Origin of the sequence: Pukyongiella litopenaei (assembly GCF_003008555.2) — a bacterium.
In the GTDB taxonomy this organism is placed as follows: domain Bacteria; phylum Pseudomonadota; class Alphaproteobacteria; order Rhodobacterales; family Rhodobacteraceae; genus Pukyongiella; species Pukyongiella litopenaei.
The window spans coordinates 1,943,983-1,956,347 of the sequence record NZ_CP027665.1; the positions used below are offsets into that span (position 1 = coordinate 1,943,983).

Genomic DNA, 12,365 nt, shown 5'->3' on the forward strand with positions numbered 1-12,365 from the left:
ATTGCCGCTTTAGGCGTTACTAACTTTTCAATTCCAGCCTTTTCGCAACACATCAGTACAGCGATGTCCGGGAAGACTGGACCAGAAATTATCGGGCTTTACGTAGGAATGACGGCTAAAGAAGCCTAGGCCCAATTGAAGAGCAGTTTTCCGGGCGTTCGTGTGGCAACCAACGTTGGTAAGAACCGACATGATGGGTCGGAGTTCACAAGTATACTGACTATTCATAGGCAACGGAATCAGCCCGAGCAAATCCAGTTACGTTTCACGGGTGCCGGGTCTAGCAATCGTCTTTTCGCTGTCACACGACAAACAATTTTCGATCCCGCCGCGGCTCCGTCCTTCCGGGAGACGCAGGACAATGTCATCGAAAAATTCGGCCTACCGACTGCCTATACTGCCCCTGGCGGCCTTACATACGTCTTCAATCCTGATCTGGTCTCCATCATCTCGGCTGAGGCGACAAAAAACCTGATTGAGGATATGAAAGGCAACACGCTTAACGCAGCTAAGGACGAGGGCGTGGATTACTTCGAGGGTATGAGAGCGGTGTTCGACTGTCCCGAAAAAATCTCGGTGCGTGTAGATGTCACCAAGCCGTTTTCTGCAATGCCAGTTGGATGCCAGGGCATTCTGAAGATCGTGCTAAGGGGTGACCCTGCGAATGACATTCTGAAATCTCTAGAGATGAGTATGGCCGATTTTCGATACCTGAAAGAAGCGACAGCCTTTGAGAAGACCAAAGAAAAGCCTGTGCCGAGTGGGGACGCGCCTAAGCTATAACGAAAGCAACAGGCGTGAGACGATTGCGCCCGACCGCCTCCATATGGCGGGGAGGGCGCGGGCCATCTGCAACCGTCTATAGGATGTGCCCGCGGCCCCGATCGCGCTCGGCAATGCTGTCCCGTTCCTTTTCGATCTCCAGCTCACGTTCTCGCGCTGCGTCCTCCGCAACCTGTCGTTCCTTGGCCTCTCGGCCTTCGCGCAATGCAGCCGCGCGGTCGGCCAGGGCCTCCCAGTCGACCCCCTGCGCCGCCTCGCGCAACCGTGCCGCCAGATCATCGGAGGCGTCGCGTTCCGGCATAGCCGCGTCCGGTATCTCACGGTCGCGATGCCGCGCCTCCCATGCCTCTCTGAGCCGCGTGGCAAGCTCGCGCCGGTCGAACCGGTCGGGGCCCTGGTCCCGCCCGCCACGGTCTCCGGCAAGCGCCAGCTCACCCTGCCCCGATCCCAGGCGGTCCAGCACCCGATCCGCGGCCCGGTCGAGCCAGTCGCAGACATGGCCTGCCAGATCCCGCGCCAGTTCCATGACCTCGGCCGCGCGGGCCTTGGCCTCGTGCCAGGCACGGCCGACCTCGATGCCGCGCCTTCATCTGTCAAGCGCCTGAGGAAAGCTGCGGCAGGGGCGGACAGTTCAGCTCGACGGCCTGCACGGTCTCGCGCAGCTCCGCGCCCTCGTCGCCGCGCTCCCGCGCCGCCGCCGCCAGCTCAAGCGCCTCGTCGCGCTGCGCCACGAGGGTCCGGTGATCCACCCGGTCCTCGATGCCGGCGCGTTCCAGGGCGGCGTTGCTGTCCCGCGCCCAGGCTTCGCCCCCCCTCCAGCGCCTCCTTGGTGTTCCAGTCGCGGTTCTTGGTGGTGAAACGGAGCCTATGCTGATGCCGTGCAACCCAGTCCCGTACTTTTCGTGCATCTGTGCGTCGACGGCGGCGGACCTATAACCATAGCCACGAACTTTCAAAAGATTTCAGAGCACATTGGGCCCGGCGCGATCGGAGTCTTTCCACCAGGCGCCCGGGGAACTGGTCGCTGGCCCGGGATGACGGCGATCACATTTGCCATCGCAGTCGATGCGGTCGTCGAGAGCTTTGGCAAGGCCTGGATCGACAAACTGAAAAGCAATGTGTTGTCCACCATATTCCGCGACCCGCTGGTCGAGGCGACCATGATGGATATGGGCCATGCCCGTCCCGGTGTCGTCTCGGATGCCGGGCTGGTCCATGCAGCGCATATGGTAACGCATCAACTGCTCGATCAGCCTTCAGATATCGGCATGGCGCCCGTCGGTGGCGTGATACCTCTTGGCAAGGCCACCCTGGACCGACTGCAAACGATGCTGGATGGCAATCTCGAGCGCCAGGTTTCGGTGACGGAAATGGCAGAATTTGCCGGGGTCAGCCGACACCACTTTTCACGACGCTTCAAGGCAGCCACGGGGCGCTCTCCTTTGCAATTCGCAATCATGCGAAGACTGGCACATGCCGCCGAGCTGCTTGAGCAGGAACAGACCTGCAACATCCTGAGCGTTGCGCAGCGCGTCGGTTTCGATAACCCTTCCCATTTTGCCCGCACGTTTCGGCAGCATTTCGGAGTGTCTCCGAGGCGTTGGAAAACTGAACAAATGCGGACACAAAGCGGCTAGAGACCCGTCGCTGAACTTTCACCCAGCCGTCCCGGAACCATCAAGGACGAGTTCTACGAAATTGCCTTCCGCAAGAATCTCTACCGGTCGGTGGAGGAGTTGCAGACCGATCTCGATATCTGGCTGGACAAATACAACGAGCAGCGGCCGCATTCAGGAAGATAGTGCTATGGCAAAACACCTAGGCAGACCTTCCGTGAAACGCTACACATCGCGGTGGACAAGACGATCAGGGCTTCCGAGCCATCGGACAGCCAGAAACCCATTCTCAGCGCCGTTCGCTGAGGCGTCCGTCAGATCAAGGCTGACGTCTTACAATCTATTTATCCAGACACACGATCATTTGCAGGCGTTCCGCACTGCCCTACAAAATGTAGCCGCGACGTTCTCGTTGCGGCTACGATTTAGTAAACGGCTGGCGCCGTGCGCGACCCTCACTCATTCACGCCTTCGCGTACCTCTTCGCGGGGTCGGTCAACCGCCTGACGATGCCCACCTAGTCAGTGCCGAGGTTCGGAGACGGCGCCATGAAACAGACAGCTTCTGCCACATCTGGAACGATCGGAACCCCGGAATCGTGAGGAAGCAGGACCGTGGAAGCCGTGATGCCCAGGTCGGTCAGCTGAAATGGTGTGCCGTGCCCGAATTCCAGATGGCCACGACCGATAATCCCCACGACCAGCGGTTCACCCGGTTGTCGGACAACCTGGGCGATGCGGCAGGCAAAGGCGCGGTCCCACGTCTGTTGCGCGCGCACGAACCGGTCAAATGCACTGTCATCAGGTGATTGAGCGGCCCGGTCGGCGCGTTGACCGCCGGTAATGTCAAAAAGATATTGCCGATACTCGGGCGTAGCGGGCCGTGCCGGCGTTATGCCTTCACGCTGTGTTTCGGCAATCGCGTCCCACCCGTCCTTTCCAACCTCGCTGACCAATCCGCGGCGGCAGTTCAGGCCGACCATCGGGATCGCGTGATCCCTGCAAAAACGGAAGATCGGCATGTAGAGTTCAGGATCGAAGCGCCACACCTCGTTCCATTCGCTTTGGCGAATGAACTCGGCTTCGGTCAGTTGGCCGTCACTCCATTGCATCAGAACCGGCGTCAGGCGTGCGGGAAACATCTCGAACCCCATGACGATATCCGGGCGATGGGCAAGCAACCCGGCGGTGACATGCATCTGCCAACGATGGTTGTCGGCCCGATCATGCTGCTCTCCCAGCAGGACGACCTGTGATCTGCCGGCCCTGTCGATCACATCGGCATGGGTCAGGACCTTGCCGTCACGGGGCGATACCCAGGTTCCGGCCTTCATGGGTGCGCACCCACGCGACGGATCTCCAGACCTGTGCGCGCTCCCGTGTCATCCAGTGCGAAAGAGGTATCACCGTCTGCCTGCCAATCCGCCACGGTGCCACCTTTCAGATGCAGGTGAAAATCGCCGGTCATGACGTTGCTGAAGCCCATCGCAGGCTTCACGCCGTCGATACGCCCCTGCCAGGCCTGCCGGAAACCCGGACGGCGCGCGACGATCTCGACAGCCGAACCGATCAACTGTTTCAGAAAGGCGTGTCCACGGTCCGTTTCCAGTCCGGGTTGCTCGGGGTCTCGCGATGAACCGACGGAACTACGAGCTTCCGCGTCACTGCGGCCAACATTGGAAAGCGCCGTGATGAATGGCGCGGCGCCTTCCATGCCGACAACGGCAAAGACCGTTTCGCCACCGGCACCGATAAATTCGAGCCGGGGATACGTTCTGCCCTGCATTTCGGACGAGGTGTCGAGCACCATGCCCGACAGCACCGAAGCATCAACCCGGGCATCATGCGCCCCGCCTTTCAAGTCCACGCAACAGTCATGTGCGGTGGCAGTCTCGACGACACCGATCCGTTCGTGCGTGACGCCATTCTCACGGAAGATAACCATGATCTTTCCCATATCCGGGAGCATCAGAAGCACCTCCGACGGTGTTGCGCCAGCCAGATGCCAACGGCCTTTTTCGGATTGCATCATGCGGATTTCCTTTCGATCCGGGTTCTGTGTCCAATGGTCCAGGTGCGATAGGGCGCGAGCGCCTCGGGAGGCCGGTGCGCGACGCACAGGATCGTCGCGTTCGGCAGGTCTTCCCTCAACAGGGCAAACAACTCCGCCTCGGCCTCTATGTCGAGCGCACTGGTTGCTTCGTCCAGCAACACGAAGGTCGGCTCATGGATCAGCAACCGGGCAATCGCGAGCCGCTGTCTTTCTCCCATCGAGAGCCCTTCGACAGCTTCGCTTCCGTCGAGAGCGAGCCGATCCAAACAATGCGGCATCCCGACCCGCATCAGAATCTCGGTCAGGCGCGTTTCGGGAACATCCGAGGGATCGGACGGATAGCAGATCGCAGCGGCGAGGCTTTCGTTGAAGACCCGAGGCACCTGCGGCAGAGCGAGCAATCCCGCAGCCGGCATGTCGATCGCGCCCTCGCCATAGGGCCAGAGCCCCGACAGGGCAGAAAGTAGCGTGGTCTTGCCAACACCGGAAAACCCGGAAATCCAGATATGTTCACCGGCTTCGACCCTGATGTCAGGGACCGGCGCCAATGCCTTGCCGTCGGGCGTATACAGTCGCAAACCGTCGACGCTCATCCCTGCGCCGGTTGATCGGCGTCGCCGTATCGCGCGCGGGATGCCGGGCAAGGGTTTGGGATCCGCCGTATTGACAAAGAGATCATCCAGACGCTGCGCGACAGCGGCGATCTCGGCGAGATCCCTGTAGTTGAAGATGAACCAACTGAGTGTTGTCGCAACCGACGAAAATGCCGATGCCAACTGCATCAGGCCACCGAAGCTCACCGACCGGGCGAAATAGGCCGGCAAGGCGAAAAACAGCGGCACACGCAGGATCGAACGATAGTAGGGCTTGGTGAACAGGCCGAGTATGAATTCTCGGCCGATCAGCCGGTTCCAGTTGTCCTTGATCGCGAGGAATCGCCGGTCGAGCCGCTTGCGCTCTGCCTCTTCACCCCGCGATTGGGCAATCTCGGTCGCGTTGTCACGGATCTGAACCAGTGCGTGCCGGAAATCCGCTTCGCGTCGTTCCTGCCGAAAGACCAGCCCCTTGAGAGGTTTGCCCAGCAAATGGGTAATCAAGGTCGACCCGGCAACGTAGATGAACGCGAGCCAGACCATGTATCGGGGGATCGACACATCCGCCCCGAACAGTTCGAATTCCAGAGCGAAATCCGAAATGTTCCACAGGATCGCCACATAGGAAACGAGTGCGACGATGTTCGTGATCACATCGACCGACACCACGAGCAGCAGACGAATGAAGTTGCGGCAATCTTCGGCCACCCTTTGATCGGGATTGTCCACCGCCGCAGGAGAGAGCCCCGGACGCAAGTGCCAGTATGCCGCCTTGCCCAGCCAGAGCTGCAACGCGGCATCCGTAAGCCGTTCGCGCCAGAACAACAGCAACCTGTCGCGGACCCATTGCCCGAACAAGGCTGCCCCGGCCCAAAGCCCGACCAGGCCGGCAAAGACCCATAGCTGGGCCACGGCCGCGGCCACGTCGAACTGTTCCAGCGCGTCATAGAAAACCCTGGTCCACGAAATCATCTGGACCGAGACCCAGACACCGAGAAACTCGAGTCCGAGCACGACGGCATAGAGCGCCAAACCGATCCAGGCGCGCGGCCCGAGAGCCGCGCGACCGATCAAGCGGAAGATGCCGCCCGACAACGTGTTCATTGCAATCAGAACGCCATGTCGAATGAAACGGTAAAGGTGCGTCCCAGTCCGGTCTGAAGTTCAATCGGATTCGAACGCGCGACGGCTGCGGTTGCGCTTTGCGAATAGGTCGCCGCATTCGCGGTGAAGTAGCGTTTGTCGAACACGTTCTGAACGCCAAAGTTGAGCGCCCCGTTCGGAATGATCTGCCAGCTTGCATAGAGGTCGAGCAATCCGTATCCGGCGGGCTTGAAATCATCCGGGTTTTCGGTCTCGCTGACCGCGGATGCGAACGTGCCGACGGCTTCGAGCGAAAGATCATATTGCGGCAGGTCCTGGCGGAGGCTGATCACTGCCGTGAGGGGCGGCAACGTGTGCGGCGTTTCATCGGCATCCGCGGAAACCATTTGCGTTCCCTTCTGCCATGACGCCGAGATCGAACCGCTCAGCAAATCCGAGAATGCCCATGCCGCAGATGCCTCGACACCCCAGACATCGACGCTCGACAGGTTCCTGTAGGTATACTGCGCCGTGCCGGGGATGTTGTAGAAGCTCTGAATGAAATTGTCGTATTTCGCGTTGAAGCCGTTGATCGCGAAAAAGCCGTTGCCATATTCTCCGCGCAGGCCGATTTCATAGCTTTCCACTTCTTCCGGTTCCAGGTTCGGCGCGGGAATCAGGTCAAAGAACGAGCCGGGAACCGAGGTAAAGAGCTGCTGGGCAGTCGGCATCTTGAAACCTTCGCCATACTTGGCCCAAACCGAATAGGTGTCATTGAACCGATAGAGCGCGCCCAGGCTCTTGAGCAGCTTCTTGTCCTCACGCACGCGGGGCTCGAGGCCGATGACAGGCCGATAATCTGCATTGGTCCGAGGTGTGATCTTGTAGGTCGCATAGCGAAGCCCCGGCGTCAGCTCGAACCGGCCGTTGCCAAAGACTATTCGATCCTGAATGAAGATATCCGCACGGCGGGTGTCGGAATTGGCGAAGTTGAAACCGCCGGCCGGTTTCGATGTTACTGCACCGGTCGTCAGGTTTGTTTCGACATCAAGCCGTGAGTAGTCGGACTTGGTGAGATCACCGTCAAACCCGTAGATCAGGTTGTGTTCGGTCTGCCCGGCGATGAAAACCGAATAGGCCTGGACATCGAGTTCGAGGAAGTCTTCGCTGTAGCTCAGATAGTCCCGTGTGCTCATGCTGTCACCAACAACTGATTGGGACAGCTCCGTTCCGGTCCGTTCATAGCCGTTGGGTGTATACGACAGCACCGTCCTGACGTTTTCCACGAACCCGTTGTCGGGTGTCCAGATGTGCTCGATCGCATAGCGTTCGCGTTTCAGGTCCAGGCTTCGGTTCTTGTTGTGGACGATTTCGCCGGTCGGCAGTCCGGTAAAGGACGAGTATTGCGGCCCCAGGAGATAGTTCTGCTGAACGTTTGTTTCCCGACTCAGAATGTCCGCGGTAAACTCGAAACGATGCCGGCTGTCCGGGGTCCAGACCATCTTGGCCAGCAGCTTGTCAGAGCTGCTGTCTGTCGGATCGAACGCGTTGCAGGGGGTCGCACCCCAATTCAGGTTGCGCGGGCATCCATAGATCCCGCCATCTGCCCTGGCATTGGACAGTTCAGGCTCGCTTCCAGCGTAATGTGAAAGCCCGAGTAGCACTTCGAGAGTTGGCGACAGCCTTTGTGCGTAGCTGAGCGACGCCGTGGTTCCCTTGTCGAACGAGCTATATGCAAGCCGGGCGTTCAGCCCCCGGTCCCGGCCGTCGAGGATATCTTCGGGGTCGATCGTCTCGAAAGCGACGACACCGCCAAGCGCATCCGATCCCCACAGGACGGAGGACGGCCCACGAAAAATCTCGACCTGCTTGATGAAACTGAAATCAACATAGTCGCGGGTGCCGTCAATGATCCGTTCGGGGATGCGCGAGCCATCCACCTGCAATTGCACCCGGTTTCCGCCGACACCGCGGATGTTGATGCCGCCGAAGGTGCTGAAGGGATCGGTCGCCGTTGTCTGCCGTCCGGCCGTGACACCGGGTATCGTGCGGGTCAGATCGCCAAAATCCGTGATGTTGCGATCCTTGATCTCTTCGCCGTCGATGATGGAGATGTTCGCCGGAACATCGAGAACGGTGCTTTCTTCACGGTTGGTCCTGACGATGATCGGATCGAGTGTGAAGGTTTCGTTCTCGTCATCCTGCGCAGATGCGGAATAGGGGACATGAACCAGGGCCGTGGACGCGCACAATAGCAGGCGACGCACATTTGACGATGTCGACATGTAGCTCTCTTGAGGCTGGAATTTGGAAAATTCGGCTGGCGCTCAAGAGGCTAGCGGCGGTTTGAACGCCCGCCGGCGCTCAAATTCCTAAAGTTAACTATTTTAGTAAGGTTAGCAAGTGGGTGTGAAGGACCGATGTCGCAATGGCACCCGCCATGGCCTGGATCAGGTGGTTGCAGACGCCGCCTATGGATACGCGAATTGGGCGGAGATATCCTCCACGATTCGAAAGAAGTGTCGCAGGGCCCGGGGCGATACGCTGCCGTGACACATGAAACTGTGCAGCATGCCCGGCAGGCATTCAGCATGGGCGCGGACGCCTTGTTCGGTGAGCCGCAGGGCGAAATTCATTCCCATGTCCCGCAGCGGGTCGCATTCCGCGGTGTAGATCCGGGTGGGTGGCAGCCCCGCCAGACCGGGATGGCCGAACAGGGTGTTTTCCGGCAGCCCGCCCTCGGCCGGGGTGTTCAGGTATGTTTCGCAGAACCATTGCATCTCGGCCATGTCGAGGTTTACGCCGCTGGCATAGTCTTTTAGCGACCCGTCCGGCACGTCGCTGCCGGTGAAGGGGCGCATGTCGGTCACCGGGTAGATCAAGGTGAGGCCGCGAAACGAGATCCGACCCTTCGCGCGGGCATGCAGCGCCGCGTTTACCGCAAGGTTGCCCCCGGCGCTCTCGCCCATCAGCACCATGCGGGCGGTGTCGATGCCGAGATCCGGCGCCTTATCCGCCAGCCAGTCCATTGCCCCCTGTGCATCCTCAAGCGCGGCGGGAAAGCGATGCTCTGGCGCCAGTCTGTATTCAACGAAAACGACCGTGACCCCCAACAGATGCGCCAGAGCGCGCGAATGGGTGTCATAGGCTGCCGCATCGCCCAGGACAAAACCTCCGCCGTGGAAGTAGACAAGTGCAGGCAGGGGCCCTTCCACGCCCTTGGGGCGATAGAGATGAAGTGCGAAGCCGCCACAATCCTGTGCCGGGACGCTGGTCACCTCGGCGGCGTGGTGGATTGGGTAGCCATTGCTCAGGAACATCTCTCGCATGGCGGCGCGGGCCTCCTCGACGGCCATGGCCTGAAGCGGCGGGCCACCGGCAGCGCGGGAACGCTCCAACATGCGGTGCAGGTCGGGGTCAAGTGTCATCCGGTGTCTCCGGTTGGGCCCTTTCGCCCGCGATATGGGCGGTGATGCGCGCGCGTAGCTGCGCCAGATTGCGATTCTCAATGGCCTCAACGATATCGAAATGGTCCTGCGTGGCGCGCTGCAACTGGGCCACGGTTTGCCATTGCCCCACCGGTGCGGCCGGTCCCTGCTGGCGCAGGTCCAGCATCAGTTCGCGCAGCACCTCGTTGCGGCAGAAACCGTAGAGCACCGCGTGGAAGGCATAGTTTGCCTCGATCTGCGAGAACGCGGTGCCGTTGTAGGCGGCCTCTCGAAAGGTCTCGGCCAGCTGCCGCAGGCGGGCAATGTCTTCATCGGTGGCCTGGTCCAGAACATCCGCGGCGGCATGAGCCTCCAGCAGGGCGCGGACCTCGCCGATCTGGCGTTCGCGTGCCGGATTGGGGTCGGGCACCCGGTAGCCACGGTTGGGAATGTGTTCCACCAGTCGCTTGGAGTGAAGATAGGTCAGCGCATCACGCACCTTGATTCGCGTGCAGTCGTAGCGCCGTTCCAGATCGATCTGTTTCAGCCATTCTCCGCGCCGCAGGATGCCGGCATTGATATCCGCCATCACGCGTTGCGACAATGCGTCCGGCCCGGGCGCCGCACCCGCCTTGTTTCGCTTTGCTGGCATCTTTTCGGACAAGTCCCCTGTTCCGTTTCGGCAGAGAATAGGCAGGAAGCATGGGCAGATCAATATCGATATCAATATTGGCGCCAATATATAAAATTATTTTGACTCTCAAAAATCTGCCCGCTAACGTCCGCTCAAAGACAGTTCAGGAGACCCCGAGACATGCTGCCACGATTGCAGGACAGCCCGCAGGAGCGCGCGCGTGCGCTGTATCTGACCGGAGAGACGACGATCATTGCCTGTCGCCATGATCCGCGGTTTTCCTTCATGCTCTACATCCCCGAAAGTGCATGGGATGAGCCGGAGCGCGAGTTGGACCTGCTGATTTCGGTGCATGGAACCATGCGGTTGCAGTCGCTTTACCGCGATGCCTTTTCGGGTTTTGGCCGCTTCAACAACTGCGTCATCCTGGCGCCGCTTTTCCCGGTGGGGGTGCGCGGTGACATGGAGGCTGGCGGCTACAAGTACATGGTGGAGCACGAAATCCGCTATGACGAGGTTCTGTTGGCGATGGTCGCGCAGGCAGGGGACCTGATCAACCGCACATTCGGAAAGTTCATGCTGTTTGGATTCTCAGGCGGCGGCCATTTCACCCACCGTTTCCTCTATCTGCACCCGGACCGGCTAAAGGCGGTTTCGATCGGCGCGCCGGGTTCGGTCACGCTCTTGGACGATACCATGGACTGGTGGCCGGGGATCAGGAACTTCAGGAACATCTTCGGACGCGACATCGATTTCGAGGCGTTGAAACAGGTCAGGGTCCACATGTCCGTCGGCGCGCTCGACACCGAGGAATGGGAGATCACATTCCCCGAGGATTCGCCAAAATACATTGCCGGCGCCAATAGCGCAGGCAAGAACCGCAATGACCGGCTGCACGCCCTGCGCGAAACCCTTCAGGCGCGCGGCGTCGAGGTCTGGCACGACACGGCCCCCGGTGTGCCGCATGACATGCGCGGCGTGTTTCCTTATGTCGAACGCTTCTTCACCGATACGCTGAAAAACCGCCTGCCGGCACCGGGGGTGCGGTGATGGTTGCGGCTCCCAGGCTGGTCGAGATCGAGGGCCCGGCCCATGAACGCGGGCTGTCCTACGGTCGCCAGGCGGATGTGCAGTTGCGCCATGGGCTTGGCGTCTACCGCGACCTGTTCCGCCAGCACGGGTTGAGCTGGGACAGCGTACTGACCTATGCGGTGCGGCTGCGTGAAGCCCTGGAACCGCAGGTGCCCGAGGCGATAGAGGAGCTGCGCGGGATTGCCGAGGGCGCTGGTGTGCAGCTTGAAGAAGTGCTTGTGATCAACGGGCGCAGCGAGATCATCAACCTGCATGCCCAGCGGCCAAAGGATACCGGTTCGCTGGATGATGGCTGCACGGCGGCGGTGGTCCTGCCTGGGCTGAGCGAGAGTGGCCGCCTGCTGCATGTGCAGAACTGGGACTGGCTACCCGATTGTGCCGACAGCACCGTGGTTCTGCGGATCCGATCGGAGCGCCATCCCGATATTCTGACCTATGTGGAGGCCGGCGGGCTGGCGCGGGCGGGTTTCAACGATCAGGGCGTTGCCATCACCGGCAACAATCTGGTCAGCGGACAGGATGGCAACCGGCCCTTTGGGGTGCCGCTTTCGGTGATCCGGCGCCGGGTGCTCGAGGCTGGTGGCTATTCGCAGGCCCTGACCGAACTTTACCGCCTGCCACGGACGGTTTCGAACAACATGACGATCAGCTGTGCGCAAAGCGGCGACTGCCTGAATTTCGAAACCACGCCGGACGAGATCTACTGGCAGGCACCCGATGGTGACTGCCTGACCCATTCCAACCATTTTGTCACCGCCGGTGCCCGTGCCCGTGAGCGGGACATGGGCATAGCGCGGGGCGCCGATACCCTGTTCCGGGATCGTCGTCTGCGCCGCCTGATCGAAAGCGCAGGACACAAGCACGGGCTGTCGAGCCTGGCGGATGCGCTGGATGACCGGTTCGGCTCGCCCCGCGGCATCATCCGGACGCCGCAGGACAATGAAGACGAAACCAATGCCTATCTCTCGGCCACCGTGGCAATGGTCCTGATGGATGCTGGCGCGGGCGAGATGCGGGTGCGCCAGCTGCCCTATGCCAACAGCAAGACCCAGAACTACCGCCTGCACTGACGGGCGAGAAGGCC

General features: G+C 60.5%; 13 protein-coding genes. 5 read left to right on the top strand and 8 right to left on the bottom strand.

Features of this window, described 5'->3' with window-relative positions:
• The first annotated feature begins 162 nt into the window (after positions 1–162).
• A complete protein-coding gene (locus C6Y53_RS09735) occupies positions 163–783 on the top strand; it encodes a hypothetical protein (protein ID WP_106472260.1) in 621 nt (206 codons plus the stop codon).
• A 76-nt stretch (positions 784–859) separates the two neighbouring features.
• Here the strand turns inward: C6Y53_RS09735 and C6Y53_RS09740 are convergent, their stop codons facing one another.
• Together C6Y53_RS09740 and C6Y53_RS09745 are read right to left on the bottom strand one after the other, a co-directional pair.
• Positions 860–1,309: a hypothetical protein gene (locus C6Y53_RS09740; protein WP_106472261.1), complete on the bottom strand. Its 450-nt coding sequence runs from the start codon at positions 1,307–1,309 to the stop codon at positions 860–862.
• A 67-nt stretch (positions 1,310–1,376) separates the two neighbouring features.
• The gene (locus C6Y53_RS09745; RefSeq protein ID WP_149615507.1) at positions 1,377–1,667 is read right to left on the bottom strand and encodes a hypothetical protein; all 291 of its coding nucleotides are present in this window, start codon (positions 1,665–1,667) and stop codon (positions 1,377–1,379) included.
• 150 nt (positions 1,668–1,817) lie between these two features.
• Between C6Y53_RS09745 and C6Y53_RS09750 the strand changes: the two genes are divergently transcribed.
• Positions 1,818–2,420 (top strand): helix-turn-helix domain-containing protein, encoded by a 603-nt coding sequence (locus tag C6Y53_RS09750; RefSeq protein WP_106472263.1) that lies wholly within the window; start codon positions 1,818–1,820, stop codon positions 2,418–2,420.
• Between the two features lie 60 nt (positions 2,421–2,480).
• Positions 2,481–2,585, top strand: coding sequence for an integrase core domain-containing protein (locus C6Y53_RS09755; RefSeq protein WP_425300360.1), 105 nt, complete (start codon positions 2,481–2,483; stop codon positions 2,583–2,585).
• 331 nt (positions 2,586–2,916) lie between these two features.
• Here C6Y53_RS09755 and C6Y53_RS09760 read toward each other — a convergent pair whose 3' ends face one another.
• The 6 genes from C6Y53_RS09760 to C6Y53_RS09785 form a co-directional block, all read right to left on the bottom strand.
• A complete protein-coding gene (locus C6Y53_RS09760) occupies positions 2,917–3,732 on the bottom strand; it encodes a ChaN family lipoprotein (RefSeq protein WP_106472264.1) in 816 nt (271 codons plus the stop codon).
• Positions 3,729–4,430: a ChuX/HutX family heme-like substrate-binding protein gene (locus C6Y53_RS09765; RefSeq protein ID WP_106472265.1), complete on the bottom strand. Its 702-nt coding sequence runs from the start codon at positions 4,428–4,430 to the stop codon at positions 3,729–3,731. Before C6Y53_RS09765 ends, C6Y53_RS09760 begins: the two co-directional genes overlap by 4 nt.
• Positions 4,427–6,148, bottom strand: coding sequence for an ABC transporter ATP-binding protein/permease (locus C6Y53_RS09770; protein WP_106472266.1), 1,722 nt, complete (start codon positions 6,146–6,148; stop codon positions 4,427–4,429). Before C6Y53_RS09770 ends, C6Y53_RS09765 begins: the two co-directional genes overlap by 4 nt.
• Positions 6,149–6,153: 5 nt before the next feature.
• Positions 6,154–8,412: a TonB-dependent hemoglobin/transferrin/lactoferrin family receptor gene (locus C6Y53_RS09775; protein ID WP_106472267.1), complete on the bottom strand. Its 2,259-nt coding sequence runs from the start codon at positions 8,410–8,412 to the stop codon at positions 6,154–6,156.
• A 186-nt stretch (positions 8,413–8,598) separates the two neighbouring features.
• Complete coding sequence (locus tag C6Y53_RS09780; RefSeq protein ID WP_106472268.1) at positions 8,599–9,555, bottom strand: alpha/beta hydrolase; 957 nt, start codon at positions 9,553–9,555, stop codon at positions 8,599–8,601.
• Complete coding sequence (locus tag C6Y53_RS09785) at positions 9,545–10,144, bottom strand: GntR family transcriptional regulator (protein ID WP_211299347.1); 600 nt, start codon at positions 10,142–10,144, stop codon at positions 9,545–9,547. Before C6Y53_RS09785 ends, C6Y53_RS09780 begins: the two co-directional genes overlap by 11 nt.
• A gap of 225 nt (positions 10,145–10,369) precedes the next feature.
• Between C6Y53_RS09785 and C6Y53_RS09790 the strand changes: the two genes are divergently transcribed.
• Entirely contained in the window at positions 10,370–11,239 is an 870-nt protein-coding gene (locus C6Y53_RS09790; RefSeq protein ID WP_106472270.1) for a hydrolase, read from the top strand.
• Entirely contained in the window at positions 11,239–12,351 is a 1,113-nt protein-coding gene (locus C6Y53_RS09795; RefSeq protein WP_149615509.1) for a C45 family autoproteolytic acyltransferase/hydrolase, read from the top strand. Before C6Y53_RS09790 ends, C6Y53_RS09795 begins: the two co-directional genes overlap by 1 nt.
• Positions 12,352–12,365: the final 14 nt, after the last annotated feature.